Genomic DNA, 15,315 nt, shown 5'->3' on the forward strand with positions numbered 1-15,315 from the left:
CCATGCAGGGCACTGTGACGATGTACAGCACGACGTGGTGCGGCTACTGCCGCCGGCTGAAGAGCCAGCTGGACCGTGAGGGCATCGCGTACACCGAGATCAACATCGAGCAGGACCCTGAGTCGGCGAAGTTCGTCGAGCAGGCCAACGGCGGCAACCAGACCGTGCCGACCGTCCGCGTCGTCCCGACGGCCGGCGGCGGCGAGGTCGTCATGACCAACCCGAGCCTGGCCCAGGTCAAGCAGGCCCTCGCCGCCTGACCCGCCCTTGGCGGACGCCCATCGCGGACGCCCTTCGCGAGACCTCCGGGACCCCGGTCGGCCCACGGCCCGGCCGGGGTCCGGCGTTGCGGGGGTCGACCGGGCGATGATGCGGTCATGTCGATCGTCGCCACCGTGGCCGTGCTGGCCATCGCCGCACTGCACGCGTACATCATGGTCCTGGAGATGTTCCTGTGGACCGCCCCGCGCACCCGGGCCGCCTTCGGCACGAGCGCCGACTTCGCCGCCGCGACCAAGGCGCTCGCCGCGAACCAGGGCCTCTACAACGGCTTCCTCGCCGCCGGTCTGGTGTGGGGTGCCGTGGCGGACGAGCCGGTCGCCTTCGCGGCGCGGGTGTTCTTCCTCGTCTGCGTGGCCGTGGCCGGCGTCTACGGGGCGGCCACCGCGAGCCGCCGGATCCTGTTCGTCCAGACCGTCCCGGCGGTGATCGCGCTCGCGCTGGTGATCGCCGCCCACTGAACCCGCCGACCACTGAACCCGCCGACCACCGGTGGCCGAAAACCGACCGTCCCGGCGCCGGGCGCCGGGACGGTCTCGCATTCCGCTTCCGGCCCCGGGCGGCTCCGGGCCGGAGCGCGCCGGGCGCAGGGTCCGGGCTCCGGGGCCAGCCGGCCTCCGGCCTCCGGCTACCGGCTACCGGCTACCGGCTACCGGCTCAGGCCATCAGGCCAGTTCCCCCGGCTTCGGCAGCGGCTTGCCGTACCAGAGTTCAATCAGGCGGGAGGCGATCGAGATGCCGTACGGCGGCAGGACCTCGCCCGACGCGAAGCCCGCCGCCAGGTCCTCGCGGGAGAACCAGCGGGCCTCGTGGATCTCCTCGCCGTCCACGTCGATCTCCGAGGAGGTCGCACGGGCGAAGAAGCCCAGCATGAGGCTGGACGGGAACGGCCACGGCTGGCTGGCCACGTACTCGACCTCGCCGACCGTGACGCCCGCCTCCTCGAAGACCTCGCGCACCACCGCCTGCTCGATGGACTCGCCCGGCTCGACGAAGCCCGCGAGGGTGGAGAAGCGGCCCTCGGGCCAGTGCACCTGGCGGCCCAGGAGGGCCCGGTCCTGGTCGTCGGTGACCAGCATGATCACGGCCGGGTCGGTGCGCGGGTAGTGCTCGGCGCCGCATGCCTGGCAGCGGCGGACGTGGCCGGCCGCCGCGATCACCGTGCGCTCGCCGCAGCGGGAACAGAAGCGGTGCAGCCGCTGCCAGTTCTCCAGCGCGACCGCGTGCACCATCAGACCGGCGTCCCGCGGCGACAGCAGCAGGCCCGCCTCGCGCAGTCCGGCGGGGCGCGCGGACTGGTCCATGCGCCCGGGAAGGCTGTCCTTCTGGAGCGCGAAGTAGGACACGCCCTCGGCGTCGGTGCCCAGGAAGTAGCGGTGGGTCTCGGTGACCGGGGCCTCGAAGGCCGGCGTCATGACCAGCTCGGTCCGGCCATCCGGTGTGTCGTCGATCAGCACCTGGCCTCCCGAGACCACGAAGACCCGGGTCTTCGGGTGGCTCCAGGCGGCCGCGAGCCACGCCTCGTCGAGGCGGTGGTGGGCGGCACGGTCGATCCCGCTCGGGGCGGTGAGCGAGATCGGGCGGTCCGCGGACGCGTTGTTCAGGGTGCTCACAGGTGCTTCCAACTCCCCCGGATCGGTGTGTGGGTCAGGGCCTGGTGCCGGTTCACGGCCGGGCCGGCCCCGTGCGCTCGGCGTCGTGGAGGGCGGCCGCCAGGTCGCCCCACAGATGAGCGGTCGTCTCGACGCCCTTCATGAGCAGACCGAGCTCGATCTTCTCGTTCGGGGCGTGCCAGCCGTCGGACGGGACCGAGATGCCCAGGAAGAGCACCGGCGCGCCCAGGACGTCCTGGAGGTCGGCGGCCGGTCCCGAACCGCCCTCCCGGGTGTAGCGGACCTTGGCGCCGTCGAACGCGCGGCTCATCGCGCCGGCCACCGCCTTCAGGGCCGGGTGGTCGAGCGGGGTGAGGCACGGCCGGGTCGGGGCGCCGAACACGATCTCGTACCGGATGCCCGCCGGGACCAGACCGGCCAGCCAGGCGCGGACGGCGCTCTCGATGCGGTCCGGGTCCTGGCCGGCGACCAGCCGGAAGGAGAGCTTCAGGTGGGCGGAGGCGGGGACGATCGTCTTGCCGCCGGGGCCCTGGTAGCCGCCGCCGATCCCGTTGACCTCGGCCGTGGGACGGGCCCAGACCCGCTCCAGGGTGGAGAAGCCGCTCTCGCCCAGGGTGCCGTGGGAGCGGGCGGTGGCCAGCCAGGCGTCCTCGTCGAAGGGCAGCTCGGCGACGAGCGCCCGCTCGGCCTCGGAGAGCTCGGTGACGCCCTCGTAGAAGCCGGGGATCGCGACCCGCTCGTCGGCGTCGTGGAGGGCGGCGACGATCCGGCCGGCGACGGTGGCCGGGTTCGGCACGGCGCCGCCGAAGGAACCGGAGTGGATGTCCTGGTCCGGCCCGAAGAGGTCGATCTCGCAGTCGGCGACCCCGCGCATGCCGGTGCAGACGGTCGGGGTGGTCTCGGACCACATGCCGGTGTCGGAGACGATCACCACGTCGGCGGCGAGCCGGGCGGCCTCCCGCTCCACCAGGGCGCGGAAGTGCGTCGAGCCCGACTCCTCCTCGCCCTCGACCAGCAGCTTCAGGTTCACGGCGGGCGCGGTGCGGCCGGTGGCGGCGAGATGCGCGCGGACGCCCAGGGTGTGGAAGAACACCTGGCCCTTGTCGTCGGCCGCGCCCCGGGCGTACATCCGGCCGCCGACGACCACCGGCTCGAACGGGTCGGTGTGCCAGCCGTCCTCGCGGGCCGCGGGCTGCACGTCGTGGTGACCGTAGACGAGCACGGTCGGCGCGTCCGGCTCGCCGGACGGCCACTCGGCGAACACGGCCGGTGCGCCGGCGGTCTCCCACACCTCGGCGGTCGGGAAACCCGTCTCCCTCAGGGCGCCGACGAGCCACTCGGCGCTGCGCCGCACGTCCCCGGCCCGCTCCGGCTGACCCGAGACGGACGGGATCCGCAGCCACTCGGCGAGGTCGTCGAGGAAGGCCGACCGGTGCCGGTCGATGTACGCGCGGACGGCCTGGGTCCGGGTCTCGGCAGCGGTCTCGATGCCGGTCTCCGTGCCGGGCTCGGTACCTGCGGGGCGGACGGCGCTGTCCGGGGTCTGGCTCATGCCACCGAGCCTATCCGGCACCGAAACCCGCTCCGTCGTCGGCCGGTGCCCCGAGCAGCAGCGCTTCGAGCTCGGCACGGCCGGGCAGCCGCGACGGCCGTACGACCTCCCCCGTCCGCACGTAGACGAAGGCAGCGGCGACCTCCTCCGGGTCGAGTCCGTGCTGCTCGGCCCAGGCGAGGCGGTAGATCGCGAGCTGGAGCGGATCGGCGTTGCGCAGGTGGCTGGTCTTCCAGTCGACGATCTCGTACGCGCCGGTGTCCGGGTCCCGGTACACGGCGTCGATCCGGCCCCGGACCACCCGGCCGGCGAGGGAGAGGTGGACGGGGACCTCGACGCGGTGCGGGGTGCGGCGGGCGTACGGCGTGCGGTCGAAGGCCTCCTTGAGGGCGTCCAGGTCCCGCTCGTCCCGGATCTCCGGCTCGCCCGCGAACTCCTCGCCGCCGGGCAGCTCCTCGGGGCCGAGCATGGGCAGCGGCAGTTCCTCGAACCGGGACTCCACCCAGGCGTGGAACCGGGTGCCGCGCCGGGCGGCCGGCTGGGGCGGCTTCGGCATCGGCCGGGCCAGCTCCTTGGCGAATCCGTCCGGGTCGGCGGCCAGCCGCAACACCTGGGAGGCCGACAGGTAGGCGGGCAGGACGACGTCGCGGGTGGTCGCGCGGGAGCGGTGGAGCTCGGCGGTGAGGGCGGTGAGGTCGCGGTCCCAGGAGGCGATGGTGCGGGCCTCCTCGGGCGACAGGGGCGTGGATTCTCCCCGGGGGGCGGGCACGCGGGGCTCGTCCCCCTCGGGCTCCGGGGCCGGGTCACGGCCCGGAACCGGAGCCCGGTCCGGGTCCGGGGTCACGTCCAGGTCCGGGGTCACGTCCAGGTCAGGGTCCGAGTCCCGGGTCGGGTCCGGGTCCGGCTCGAACGGAGGGTCCTCCAGGTCCTCGGGCAAGTCCTCCAGGTCGTCCGGGAGCCAGAGGTCGTCGGGGTCGGGGCCCCGGTGAGGACGCGCGGGCTGAGGGCGCGCGGGGTGAGGGCGCGCGGGGTGAGGGCGCGCGGGGGCGCCCCCGCCGTCCTGCGGGGCGACCGCCCACAGGCGGCTGAGCACCGCGTCCGCTGCCTCCCGTCGCCGCGCCAGGGACTCCTTGTCCAGTGGCAGCGGCCACGCCTGGTCCGCGAGCTCGGCCGCCAGCAGCGGGTTCTGCTCGTGCTCCTCCGGCGGGTCCGCCCAGGCCTCGATCTCGCCGTGGCCGGCGGCGCAGTGCTCGTACAGGGCGGTCAGGAAGCCGGAGGGGCCGCGCGGCTTCTTCTGGGACGGGCCCCACCAGTGGGCGGAGCCGAGCAGCAGGGAGCGGGGGCGGGTGAAGGTGACGTAGCCGAGGCGGAGCTCCTCGGTGTGCTGGTGCTCGCGCAGGTCCTCCTTGAAGGACTTCATGGCCGCCGGGGTCCACTCCTCCAGGGCGGGCAGGGTCGCCGCGTCGCCGCGCAGGGCGTGCGGGAGGACCTGGGGCTGGGCGGCCCAGGACTCGCGGGCGCGGGTGGAGGGGAACTGGCCGGTGACGAGGCCGGGCACCGCCACGACGTCCCATTCCAGGCCCTTGGACTTGTGGGCGGTCATCACCTTGACCGTGTTCTCGCCGCCCGGCAGCGCGTTGTCCAGGCCCTTCTCGTACTGCGCGGAGGTGCGCAGGAAGCCGAGGAAGGCGAGCAGGGTGGCCTCGCCGTCGAGGGAGGCGAAGCCTGCGGCGACGTCCAGGAAGTTGCCGAGGGTCTCGCGGCGGCGGGCGGCCAGGGCGTGCGGGGAGGCGGAGAGCTCGACCTCGAGGCCGGTGACGGAGAGCACCCGGTGCAGCACGTCCATCAGCGGGTCGGCGAGCGAGGCGCGCAGGGAGCGCAGCTCGGCGGCGAGACGGGCGAAGCGGACCCGCGCCTCGGGCGAGAAGGGCAGCCCGTCGTCCTCGCCGCTGCCGGAGTCGAGGAAGGTGTCGAGGGCGTCGGCGAGGGAGACGACCTCGGCCGGGTCGACGCCCTCGACGGCGGCGGCGAGCCGCTGGTCGGAGTCGGCGGCCTCCTCGCCGGGCCGGTGCACGAGGAGCCGGGCGCGGCGGCCGAGGAGGGCCAGGTCGCGGGGGCCGATCCGCCAGCGCGGGCCGGTGAGGAGCCGGACCAGGGAGGCGTTGGCGCCCGGGTCCTGGAGGACCTCGCAGACCGCGACCAGGTCGGCGATCTCGGGCAGGTGGAGCAGGCCGGAGAGGCCGACGACCTCGACGGGGACGTCCCGGGCGACGAGGGCGGCCTGGATGGCGGGGAAGTCGCCGGCCGTGCGGCACAGCACGGCGATCTCGCCGGGCGGGGTGCCGGTGCGGACGAGGTGGGCGAGGGAGTCGGCGAGCCAGTCGATCTCCTCCGTGTGGGTGCGCAGGAGGGCGATCCGCACGCTGCCGTCGCGCTCGGCGCCGGGCGCGGGCCGCAGCGCCTCCACGCCCGCGTGCATGGCGCGCAGGGGCGCGGCGAGGCCGTTGGCGAGGTCGAGGAGGCGGCCGCCGCTGCGCCGGTTCTCGGAGAGGGCGAAGCGGGTGGCGGGCCGGCCGTCGGCGTGCGGGAAGTGCTCGGGGAAGTCGTCGAGGTTGGCGACGGAGGCGCCGCGCCAGCCGTAGATGGCCTGGCAGGGGTCGCCGACGGCGGTGACGGCGTGCCCGGTGCCCTGCCCGAACAGGCCGGCGAGGAGCAGCCGCTGGGCGACGGAGGTGTCCTGGTACTCGTCGAGGAGGACGACCCGGAACTCGTCGCGGAGGATCGCGCCGACCTCGGGCCGGGTGGTGGCGAGCTCTGCGGACAGCGCGATCTGGTCGCCGAAGTCGAGGAGGTCGCGGGAGCGCTTGGCGGCGCGGTAGCGGACGACGAGGTCGAGGAGCTCGCGGCGTGCGGCGGCGGCCTCGGGGAGTTTGCGCAGGTCGGCGTTGGTGAGCTTGGCGCCGGCGAGCTCGGCGAGCAGCTCGGAGTCGTGGGCGAGGAGGCGCTCGGGCCGTACGAGGTGTTCGCTGAGCTCCGCGTCGAGGGCGAGCAGGTCGCCGACGAGGGTGGGGAAGGAGCGGGTGAGCGCGGGATACGGGCCGGGGGCCTCGCGCAGGACGCGGGCGGCGAGCTGGTAGCGGGTGGCGTCGGCGAGGAGCCGGGAGGTGGGCTCCAGGCCGATGCGCAGGCCGTGGTCGGTGAGGAGCTGTCCGGCGAAGGCGTGGTAGGTGGAGATGCGGGGTTCGCCCTCGGGGGCGTCGGGGTCGAGGGCGTCGGGGTCCGTGACGCCGGCGCGGACGAGGGCGGTGCGGACGCGCTCGGCGAGTTCGCCGGCCGCCTTGTTGGTGAAGGTCAGGCCGAGCACCTGCTCGGGGGCGACCTGTCCCGTGCCGACCAGCCAGACCACCCGGGCGGCCATCACCGTCGTCTTGCCGGAGCCGGCTCCGGCCACAATGACCTGCGGGGCGGGCGGCGCGATGATGCAGGCCGTCTGCTCCGGGGTGAACGGGATGCCGAGCAGCTCCTTGAGCTGCTCGGGGTCGGTGATGCGTGCGGTCACTCCAGAGAGGCTAACCGGGCGCACCGACAACCGGCTCCGCCCGCGGACCCCGGCGGGCGGGAGCGGGCGGTCCTCAGACCGGGGTGCCCCGGTCCAGCTTGGTGAGGTCGACGGTCTGGTCGGCGGGCGGGACGACGACCTTCACGGGCTTGTCGTACGCGGAGAGCGTGACCGAGCCGGGCTCGTCGCCGCCCGTCTTGACGACCTTGAGGATGTAGGGCTTGCCGCGTGCGGCGACGGACACGGTGGTGGTCTCGCCGTTCGCCTTCTTGACGAGGGTGGTGACGGGGGTGCCGTCGACCTCGGCGCCGGGTCCGCGGGTCAGGCCGGTGCGCCGCTCCTTGTCCTTGCCGAGGTCGTCGAGGAGCTCCTTCAGGTCGCACACGCCGCTCAGCTGCTCGGTGCCCGGCCGGTCCTGGGGGATCTTCAGCCAGCGGCCCTTGAGCAGCTCGATCGTCGCGTCGATCCGGGACTCGGGCATCCGCTGGGAGCTCATGGAGGCCCGCCAGAACGCCTCGTCGCCCTTCATGTAGGTGACCTTGCCGGTCTGGCGGAGTTCGGCGGCGCCGCCCTTCAGCTTGATGGCCCCGGTGCACTCGTTCTTGTCGTTGAGGGAGAAGTCGACGTTCAGGGGCTGGTCGTCGGAGACGACCCGGCCCGCCATCCGCAGCGAGGTCGCGGACTGGGTGGCGGTGACGGCCCGGTCGGCTATCTGGTCGGCGGTGAGGCCCTTGAAGGGGTCGGGCGAGGGGCTGGGGGCCCGCACGGTCACGGCCGGCGACGTGGCGTGGGCGGCCGGTGCGGCACCCAGGGCGAGCGCGGCCGGCGCCGCGCCGACGACGAGGGCGGTGACGACGGCGGTGGCGGTGGTCGTGGCGCGGAGCCTGCTGGTCTGGGACGTCATGCGAGCCTCCTCGCGACTTTCCCCGAGACACCCGGTCCTCCCAGGGTGCCGCGCCGGTTCCACGCGCGCGACTTCGCGGCGGGGAGGGAATCGGGAGCGGTTCCGTACGCCCGACCTCGCGGCGGGCAGGGGCCCAGAAGCGGTTCCGTACGCGCGACCCCACGGCGGGGAGGGCGCGGGACGGTTTCCCGCGCGCGGGCGCTCGACGAGCGCTGCCGGACGGGGGGGGCCCGTACGCGCGGCTTCGCGGCAGGCGCGCAGGCCACCGGCGCCGGCGCCGGCGTCATTCCACGATGTGGCGGCCCTCCGGGCGGGCGCTGCAGGAGGCGCGGAAAGCGCAGGTGGTGCAGTGCTGGCCGGTGGTGGGGGTGAAGCGCTCGTCGAGGACGCGGCCGGCGGCGGTGGCGAGGAGGTCGCCGACCCATTCGCCGTCCAGCGGTTCCTGCGCCTGCACCTTCGGGAGCGCGTCGCCGCCCTCCTTCTTGGGGGCGGCCTGGCGGAGGTGGACGAGCTCGGCCCCGCCGGGCTGCGGGGTGCGGCCGCCGAAGACCTCGTCGACGGCGCCCTCGCGGACGGCGAGCTGGTAGACGGCGAGCTGCGGGTGGTGGGCGACCTCGTCCTTGGTCGGCGCGGACTTGCCGGTCTTGAAGTCGACGACGTAGGCGCGGCCCTGTTCGTCGGTCTCGACGCGGTCCATGGAGCCGCGGATGCGGACCTCGTACTCGCCCGCCCCCAGGGTCACGTCGAAGTCGTGCTCGGTGGCCGCGGGGGTGCGGCCGCCGCGGTCCATGACGTGCCAGTGCAGGAAGCGCTCCAGGGCGATCCGGGCGTTCTCCTTCTCCTGGGCGGACTTCCAGGGCGCGTCGAAGGCGAGGGCGTCCCATACCGAGTCGAGGCGGGCCATGAGGACGTCGAGGTCGGCGGGCGTACGGCCGGAGGCGACCTCGTCGGCGAGGACGTGCACGACGTTGCCGAAGCCCTGGGCGGCGGTGGCGGGGGCGTCGGCCTTGACCTCGCGGCCCAGGAACCACTGCAGGGCGCAGGTGTTGGCGAGCTGGTCGAGGGCGGAACCGGACAGGGCGACCGGGCGGTCGCGGTCGCGCAGCGGCACGGCGCTGCGGGTCGGCTCGGCGAGGCCCCACCAGCGGTCGGGGTGGGCGGCCGGGACGAGCGGGTTGCCGTCCTCGTCGGCGAGGGCGGCGAGGCGGGCGAGGCGTTCGGCGGCGGCGGCGCGCAGGGCGGGCGAGGCGCCGGGGTCGACGGTGGTGGCGCGCAGTTCGGCGACGAGCGCGGCGACGGCGAGGGGGCGCCGGGGGCGGCCGGTGATCTCCTTCGGCTCGGTGCCGAGCTCGGTGAGGAAACGGGAGGGCTGGTCGCCGTCCTCGGCGGGGGCCTTGACGGCGGTGACGACGAGCCGGTCGCGGGCGCGGGTGGCGGCGACGTAGAAGAGGCGGCGCTCCTCGGCGAGGAGGGCGCCGGGGGTGAGCGGCTCGGCGAGCCCGTCGCGGCCGATGCGGTCGGCCTCCAGGAGGGAGCCGCGGCGGCGCAGGTCGGGCCAGAGGCCCTCCTGGACGCCGGCGACGACGACGAGGCTCCATTCGAGGCCCTTGGAACGGTGGGCGGTCATGAGGCGGACGGCGTCGGGGCGGGTGTGGCGGCGGGTGAGGGTGTCGGCGGCGATGTCCTGGGCGTCGAGCTCTTCGAGGAAGTTGAGCGCGCCACGGCCGCCGACCCGGTCCTCGGCGCGGGCGGCGGTCTCGAACAGGGCGCAGACGGCGTCGAGGTCGCGGTCGGCGTTGCGGCCGGCCGGGCCGCCGCGGAGGGAGGCGCGTTCCAGCCGGGTGGGCCAGGGCGTGCCGTTCCAGAGCAGCCAGAGGGCCTCCTCGGCGGTACCGCCCGCGGCCAGCCTGTTCCGCGCGGTGCGCAGCAGCTCCCCGAGCCGCTTGGCCCCGCGCGCGTACGTCTGGTCGTGCGCGACCAGCCGCTCCGGCTCGGCGAGCGCCCGCGCCAGCAACACGTCCGAGGGCGGCGGCACCGCGTTCCCCCCGGCCCGCTCCTCGTCCCTGAGCGCCCGCCCCAGCCGCCGCAGATCGGCGGGATCCATCCCGGCGAGCGGCGACGCGAGCAGGGCGACGGCGGTCTCGGTGTCGAGCCACACGCCGGTGTCGGTGGACGGCGGGGAGGCGGGGTCCTGCGGATCCGGGCCGCCGGGCACGGGGGCGTCGGCGGAAGAGAGGGCGCCGGCGTCGGGTGCCGCCGGTGTGCCGGCAGCCGCATCCGTCGGCGCGGTGCCGGGGGCTTCCGGTCCGCCGTGCGGGACGGGCTCGGCGGCCGGGTCGGCGAGGTGGCCGGCCGGCGGCCCGCCCGCCGCCGTGGCGGCCGGGCCGTCGCCGGACCCGGCGGGGGTGCCGTCGTCACGCCCCGCGTCCGCGGCGGGCCCCGTCACCGAAGCCGCAGCACCCGCGCCCGCACCGCTCTCCCGGGCGGAGCCGGAGGCGTCGGCTGACGGGTCCCCCGCCGGGGCGGCGGCACCGTGGGCCGCGTCGGGTGCCCCCTCGGCCCCCGGGACCGGGCCGCCCGCGCGGACCGTCTCCGCGCCCGCCACCGCGCGGAGGGCCAGGAGCAGGGGGGCGACGGCGGGTTCGTGGCGGAGGGGGGTGTCGGCGGCGTCCGTCTCGACGGGCACGCCGGCGGAGGTGAGGGCGCGGCGGAGGGCGGGAAGGGCAGCGGCGGCGCGGGTGAGGACGGCCATGTCGTGCCAGGGGACGCCGTCCTCCAGGTGCGCGCGGCGCAGGAGGTCGGCGATGTTCTCGGTCTCGGTGGAGGCGGTGGGGTACGTGTAGACCTCCGCCCGGCCGCCGTCCCGTACCGGTGCCGGCTCCCGGTGGGCGCGGGCCTTGTCGGCCGGGAGGCGGGGCAGCGGCATCCGCTGGGTCAGGAGCCGCGTCGCGGCCAGCAGGGCCGCGCCGGAGCGGCGGGAGGTGCCGAGGACGCGTACGGAGCCGCCGAAGGCGGTGGGGAAGTCGAGGATGCCGTTCACGTCGGCGCCCCGGAAGGCGTAGATCGACTGGTCGGGGTCGCCGAAGGCGACGACCGTCGGGACGGCGGCGGTCAGCCCGCGCAGGAGCCGGACCTGCGCCGGGTCGGTGTCCTGGTATTCGTCGACGAAGACGGCGTCGTAGGGGGGCAGCGTGCCGGGGGCGGCGGTCTCGGTGAGCAGGACGGCCCGGTGGACCAGCTCGGTGTAGTCGAGGACGCCCTGGAGGTCCATGACGTCGAGGTACTCGGCGAGGAAGCCGGCCGCGGCCCGCCAGTCGGGGCGGCCCACGCGGCGCGCGAAGTTGTCCAGGGCCTTCGGGTCGAGGCCCAGTTCGCGGGAGCGGGCGATGACGGCGCGGACCTCGTCGGCGAAACCGCGGGTGGTGAGGCAGGCCCGCAGTTCGTCGGGCCAGCGGATCTTCCCGAGGCCGGCCTTCTCCAGGTCGATGTGGCCGGCGAGCAGTTCCCGTACGGCCAGGTCCTGCTCGGGGCCGGAGAGCAGCCGCAGGGGTTCGGCGAAGAGGTCGGCGTCCTGGTGGGCGCGGACCAGGGCGTAGCAGTACGAGTGGAAGGTGGTGGCCTGCGGGGGCCGGCGCCCGCCGAGCCGGGCGGCCATCCGGTCGCGGAGTTCCACGGCGGCCTTGCGGCTGAAGGTGAGGACCAGGATCCGCTCCGGGTCGGCGCCCGCCTCCATGCGGGCGGCGACGGCCTCCACCAGTGTGGTCGTCTTTCCGGTGCCGGGCCCGGCGAGGACCAGCAGCGGTCCGCGCCCGTGCTCAACCACCGCCCGCTGCGCTGCGTCCAGCACAGGGGGCCGTACCGGCGCCGGAGCGGCCCGCACCAGCCGGTACGCGCCAGGGCCCCGCGTACGGAGGGTGGAGGAGGAAGTCACGTGGGTCGCCGGTCCTGCTGGTGGGTCTGTGGAGGAGTGGTCCAGATGCTCGCGCCGCCCGGAGCGCCCTCGGCGCTCGGATGTCCGACCGTGCCGGGAGCGCTCGGGTGAGAAGCGCGAGCCTCGACGTTACGCGATCCGGGCCCCGGGTCTCACGCGTCCGTGCCGACCGGGGGCACCGGGCGCGCGGGGTGTCACGCGTCCGTGCCGTCCCAGCGCGCCCTGCGCATGTCCACCTTGACCGGTCCCCCCTGGGGTTCCCGCAGCGGCGTGCCCTCCGCCCGGTAGTGACCGAGCGCACGTCGCTCGTGTCCCGGCAGCAGCGCGCCGTCCGCCCGCACGACGCGCCACCAGGGCACCGAACCGCCGTACAGCGCCATGGCACGGCCGACCTGGCGCGGGCCGCCCTCCCCCAGCCATTCGGCGACGTCGCCGTAGGTCATCACCCGGCCGGGCGGAATCTCCTCGGCGACCTGAAGAACCCGTTCCGCATACTCGGGCAGCTCGGGCAGTTCCTGCATCTGCTCTCGCATCCGCTCCTGCTTCTCCATTCGGCTCATCCTGCCTCACCCCACCGACAAGCCCCTGATGCCTCCGTACGGCCCTCCTTCGTGCCACCATCGTGCGGGCGGTGACTGGTGATACGAGATCAAGAACAAGCAACGACGACAGCGACAGAGCCGGCGACGACGACCACGCACGCACAGCGGCACGCAGAGACGGACATGGTGATGCGGCACGACATCCCGCCTCCGGGGGAGGCCGATCCCGGCGTTCCCGAGCGCGTTTCCGGTGACGAACCGCTGCTCGCCGCCCGCGTGCACCGGCCGTCCGATCTCATGCGGCTGCTCATCGGCGTCCTCGCCATCGCCCTCGTCATCGCCATCGCCGCCTTCGCCCACGGCACGACGTCCGGTCTCGAACAGGACATCAACAAGGGGGCCGGCGGCGCACCCGACGTCTTCGTCAAGATCGCCGGTCTGGTGTCCTCGATCGCGGTCCTCCTGGTCCCCGTGGCCTTCGCCATCGAGCGGCTCGTCAAACGGGACGGACTGCGGATCGCCGACGGCGTCCTCGCGGCCGTCCTCGCGCACGGCGTGACCCTCGCCACCGACCTGTGGGTGGCGAGGTCGGCGCCCGGGACCATCCAGGACGCGCTGACCCAGGCGCAGTCCGGCGGCGGACTCACCGACCCGGTGCACAACTACCTGGCGCCGGTCATCGCGTACATGACGGCCGTCGGCATGGCCCGCAGGCCGCGCTGGCGGGTGGTGCTGTGGGTGGTGCTGCTGCTCGACGCGTTCACCATGCTCGTCGCCGGTTACACCACCGCCTTCTCGATCATCCTGACCGTCCTGATCGGCTGGACCGTGGCGTACGGGACGCTGTACGCGGTCGGCTCGCCCAACGTCCGGCCCACCGGGCAGACCCTGCTCGCGGGCCTGCGCCGGGTCGGCTTCCGGCCGGTGACGGCGCTGCGCGCCGAGGGCGTGCCGGAGTCGGCGGACAGCGGGGACCGGGGCCGCCGCTACATCGTGACCCTGGAGGACGGGCCGCCGCTCGACGTGACGGTCGTCGACCGCGAGCAGCAGGCACACGGCTTCTTCTACCGGGTGTGGCGGCGCATCTCGCTGCGGACGATCACCACCCGCCGCTCCATCGTGTCGCTGCGCCAGGCCCTGGAGCAGGAGGCACTCCTCGCGTACGCGGCGATCGCGGCGGGCGCGAACGCGCCGAAGCTGATCGCCACCTCCGAGCTGGGCCCGGACGCGGTGATGCTGGTCTACGAGCACCTGGGCGGCCGGACCCTGGACTCGCTGGACGACAAGGAGATCACCGACGACCTGGTGCGCAGCGCCTGGCGGCAGGTGAAGGCCCTGCAGTCGCGCCGGATCGCGCACCGCAGGCTCGCGGGAGACGCGATTCTGGTGGATCGTTCCGGCAAGGTGATCCTCACGGATCTGCGCGGCGGCGAGATCGCCGCCGGTGATCTCGTGCTGCGGATGGACATCGCCCAGCTGCTCACCACGCTCGGTCTGCGGGTGGGCGCCGAGCGGGCGGTGGCGGCGGCCGTGGAGGTGCTCGGTCCGGACGCGGTCGCCGACTGCCTGCCGCTGCTGCAGCCGATCGCGTTGAGCCGCTCGACCCGCGCGGAGCTGCGCCGGCTCGCCCGGGAGCGTACGAAGCGGGAGCGCGAGGCGGTCCTCGCCGCCTCGCAGGCGGCCAAGGAGGCGCGGGCGGAGGAGCGGTCGCAGTCCCAGCTGGACGCGGACCGCCGCGAGGACCGCAGGGCCGCGCGGGCGGAGAAGCAGGCGGACAAGAAGGCCGAGAAGCGGGCCCTCGACGAGGCCCAGGACGAGGCCCGCGAGGAGGACCTGCTGGCGCAGATCCGGCAGCAGGTGCTGCGGATCCGGCCGCAGGCGCCGGTGGAGCCGGTGCGCCTGGAGCGGATCAAGCCGCGCACCCTGGTCAGTCTGATCGCGGGCGCCATCGCCGCGTACTTCCTGCTGTCGCAGATCGCCCGTACGCCGCTGTCGACGGTCAGCGAGGCGGACTGGCGGTGGGTGGCGGCAGCGGTGCTGTTCTCGGCGCTCAGCTATGTGGCGGCGGCGATGAGCCTGCTGGGCTTCGTGCCCGAGCGGGTCGGGTTCTGGCGGACGGTGGTGGCGCAGGTCGCCGGATCGTTCGTGAAGATCGTCGCGCCGGCGGCCGTCGGCGGCGTCGCCCTGAACACCCGCTTCCTCCAGCGCGCGGGCGTGCGCCCGGGGCTCGCGGTGGCGAGCGTCGGCGCCTCGCAGCTCTTCGGGCTCGGGGCGCACATCCTGCTGCTGCTGTCCTTCGGCTATCTGACCGGCACGGAGAACTCGCGGTCCTTCACCCCTTCGAGGACGGTGATCGCCGGCCTGCTGACGGTCGCGGTGCTCGTGCTCGTGGTGACGGCGATCCCGTTCATGCGGAAGTTCGTCTCGACCCGGCTGCGCTCGCTGTTCGCGGGCGTGGTGCCGCGCATGCTGGACGTGCTCCAGCGGCCCGCGAAGCTGGTCACCGGCATCGGCGGCATGGTGCTGCTGACCGGCGCGTTCGTCCTGTGCCTCGACGCCTCGATCCGCGCCTTCGGACACGGCAACGTGTCCATCAGCTTCGCGAGCGTGGCCGTGGTCTTCCTCGCGGGCAACGCGCTCGGCTCGGCGGCCCCGACCCCCGGCGGCATCGGCGCGGTCGAGGGCGCGCTCACCGTCGGTCTGGTCACGGTGGGCCACCTGCCGCTGGAGGTCGCCACTCCGGCCGTGCTCCTCTACCGCCTCCTGACGCTGTGGCTGCCGGTGCTGCCCGGCTGGCTGTGCTTCAACTGGCTGACGAAGCGGGAAGCGCTCTAGCGGGGGTCGGCCGGGCGCCCGGGGCGCGGGTCCGTGGGGCGGGGGCTCCGGCGCGGGGCCGGGCGCCCGGGGCGCGGGCCCGTGGGGCCGGGGCTCCGAC

Annotated in this window: 9 protein-coding genes; 3 read left to right on the top strand and 6 right to left on the bottom strand. The window is 74.9% G+C overall.

Going from position 1 to position 15,315, the window contains the following annotated elements; genetic code table 11:
- The first annotated feature begins 2 nt into the window (after positions 1–2).
- The gene (locus ABD954_RS11200; protein WP_345485772.1) at positions 3–260 is read left to right on the top strand and encodes a mycoredoxin; all 258 of its coding nucleotides are present in this window, start codon (positions 3–5) and stop codon (positions 258–260) included.
- Positions 261–377: 117 nt separating this feature from the next.
- Complete coding sequence (locus tag ABD954_RS11205; protein WP_345485773.1) at positions 378–740, top strand: DUF1304 domain-containing protein; 363 nt, start codon at positions 378–380, stop codon at positions 738–740.
- 204 nt (positions 741–944) lie between these two features.
- Here the strand turns inward: ABD954_RS11205 and nudC are convergent, their stop codons facing one another.
- The 6 genes from nudC to ABD954_RS11235 all read right to left on the bottom strand — a co-directional run bounded on the left by nudC (position 945) and on the right by ABD954_RS11235 (position 12,398).
- Positions 945–1,892 carry an NAD(+) diphosphatase gene (gene nudC, locus ABD954_RS11210; RefSeq protein WP_345485774.1) on the bottom strand — a complete coding sequence of 316 codons (948 nt, stop codon included), beginning with the start codon at positions 1,890–1,892 and terminating at the stop codon, positions 945–947.
- Positions 1,893–1,944: 52 nt separating this feature from the next.
- On the bottom strand, positions 1,945–3,444 hold the full coding sequence (locus ABD954_RS11215) for a dipeptidase (RefSeq protein WP_345485775.1): 1,500 nt from the start codon (positions 3,442–3,444) through the stop codon (positions 1,945–1,947).
- Positions 3,445–3,454: 10 nt separating this feature from the next.
- The gene (locus tag ABD954_RS11220) at positions 3,455–7,003 is read right to left on the bottom strand and encodes a UvrD-helicase domain-containing protein (RefSeq protein ID WP_345485776.1); all 3,549 of its coding nucleotides are present in this window, start codon (positions 7,001–7,003) and stop codon (positions 3,455–3,457) included.
- 73 nt (positions 7,004–7,076) lie between these two features.
- Positions 7,077–7,907, bottom strand: coding sequence for a hypothetical protein (locus ABD954_RS11225; RefSeq protein ID WP_345485777.1), 831 nt, complete (start codon positions 7,905–7,907; stop codon positions 7,077–7,079).
- Between the two features lie 283 nt (positions 7,908–8,190).
- Positions 8,191–11,838 (bottom strand): UvrD-helicase domain-containing protein, encoded by a 3,648-nt coding sequence (locus ABD954_RS11230; protein WP_382745868.1) that lies wholly within the window; start codon positions 11,836–11,838, stop codon positions 8,191–8,193.
- A gap of 194 nt (positions 11,839–12,032) precedes the next feature.
- Positions 12,033–12,398, bottom strand: coding sequence for an MGMT family protein (locus ABD954_RS11235; protein ID WP_345485778.1), 366 nt, complete (start codon positions 12,396–12,398; stop codon positions 12,033–12,035).
- Positions 12,399–12,563: 165 nt separating this feature from the next.
- On the opposite strand from ABD954_RS11235, the gene ABD954_RS11240 reads away from it, so the two are divergent.
- Positions 12,564–15,215 (top strand): lysylphosphatidylglycerol synthase domain-containing protein, encoded by a 2,652-nt coding sequence (locus ABD954_RS11240; protein ID WP_382745867.1) that lies wholly within the window; start codon positions 12,564–12,566, stop codon positions 15,213–15,215.
- The last annotated feature ends 100 nt before the right edge of the window (positions 15,216–15,315 follow it).

It is taken from the genome of Streptomyces roseoviridis (genome assembly GCF_039535235.1).
Classification (GTDB): domain Bacteria; phylum Actinomycetota; class Actinomycetes; order Streptomycetales; family Streptomycetaceae; genus Streptomyces; species Streptomyces roseoviridis.

What these genes read in the sequence shown, in the direction of transcription:
- ABD954_RS11200 (WP_345485772.1), top strand. Translation starts at nt 3, where the DNA reads ATGCAGGGCACTGTGACGATGTACAGCACGACGTGGTGCGGCTACTGC.
- ABD954_RS11205 (WP_345485773.1), top strand. Translation starts at nt 378, where the DNA reads ATGTCGATCGTCGCCACCGTGGCCGTGCTGGCCATCGCCGCACTGCAC.
- ABD954_RS11215 (WP_345485775.1), bottom strand. Translation starts at nt 3,444, where the DNA reads ATGAGCCAGACCCCGGACAGCGCCGTCCGCCCCGCAGGTACCGAGCCC.
- ABD954_RS11225 (WP_345485777.1), bottom strand. Translation starts at nt 7,907, where the DNA reads ATGACGTCCCAGACCAGCAGGCTCCGCGCCACGACCACCGCCACCGCC.
- ABD954_RS11235 (WP_345485778.1), bottom strand. Translation starts at nt 12,398, where the DNA reads ATGAGCCGAATGGAGAAGCAGGAGCGGATGCGAGAGCAGATGCAGGAA.
- ABD954_RS11240 (WP_382745867.1), top strand. Translation starts at nt 12,564, where the DNA reads ATGGTGATGCGGCACGACATCCCGCCTCCGGGGGAGGCCGATCCCGGC.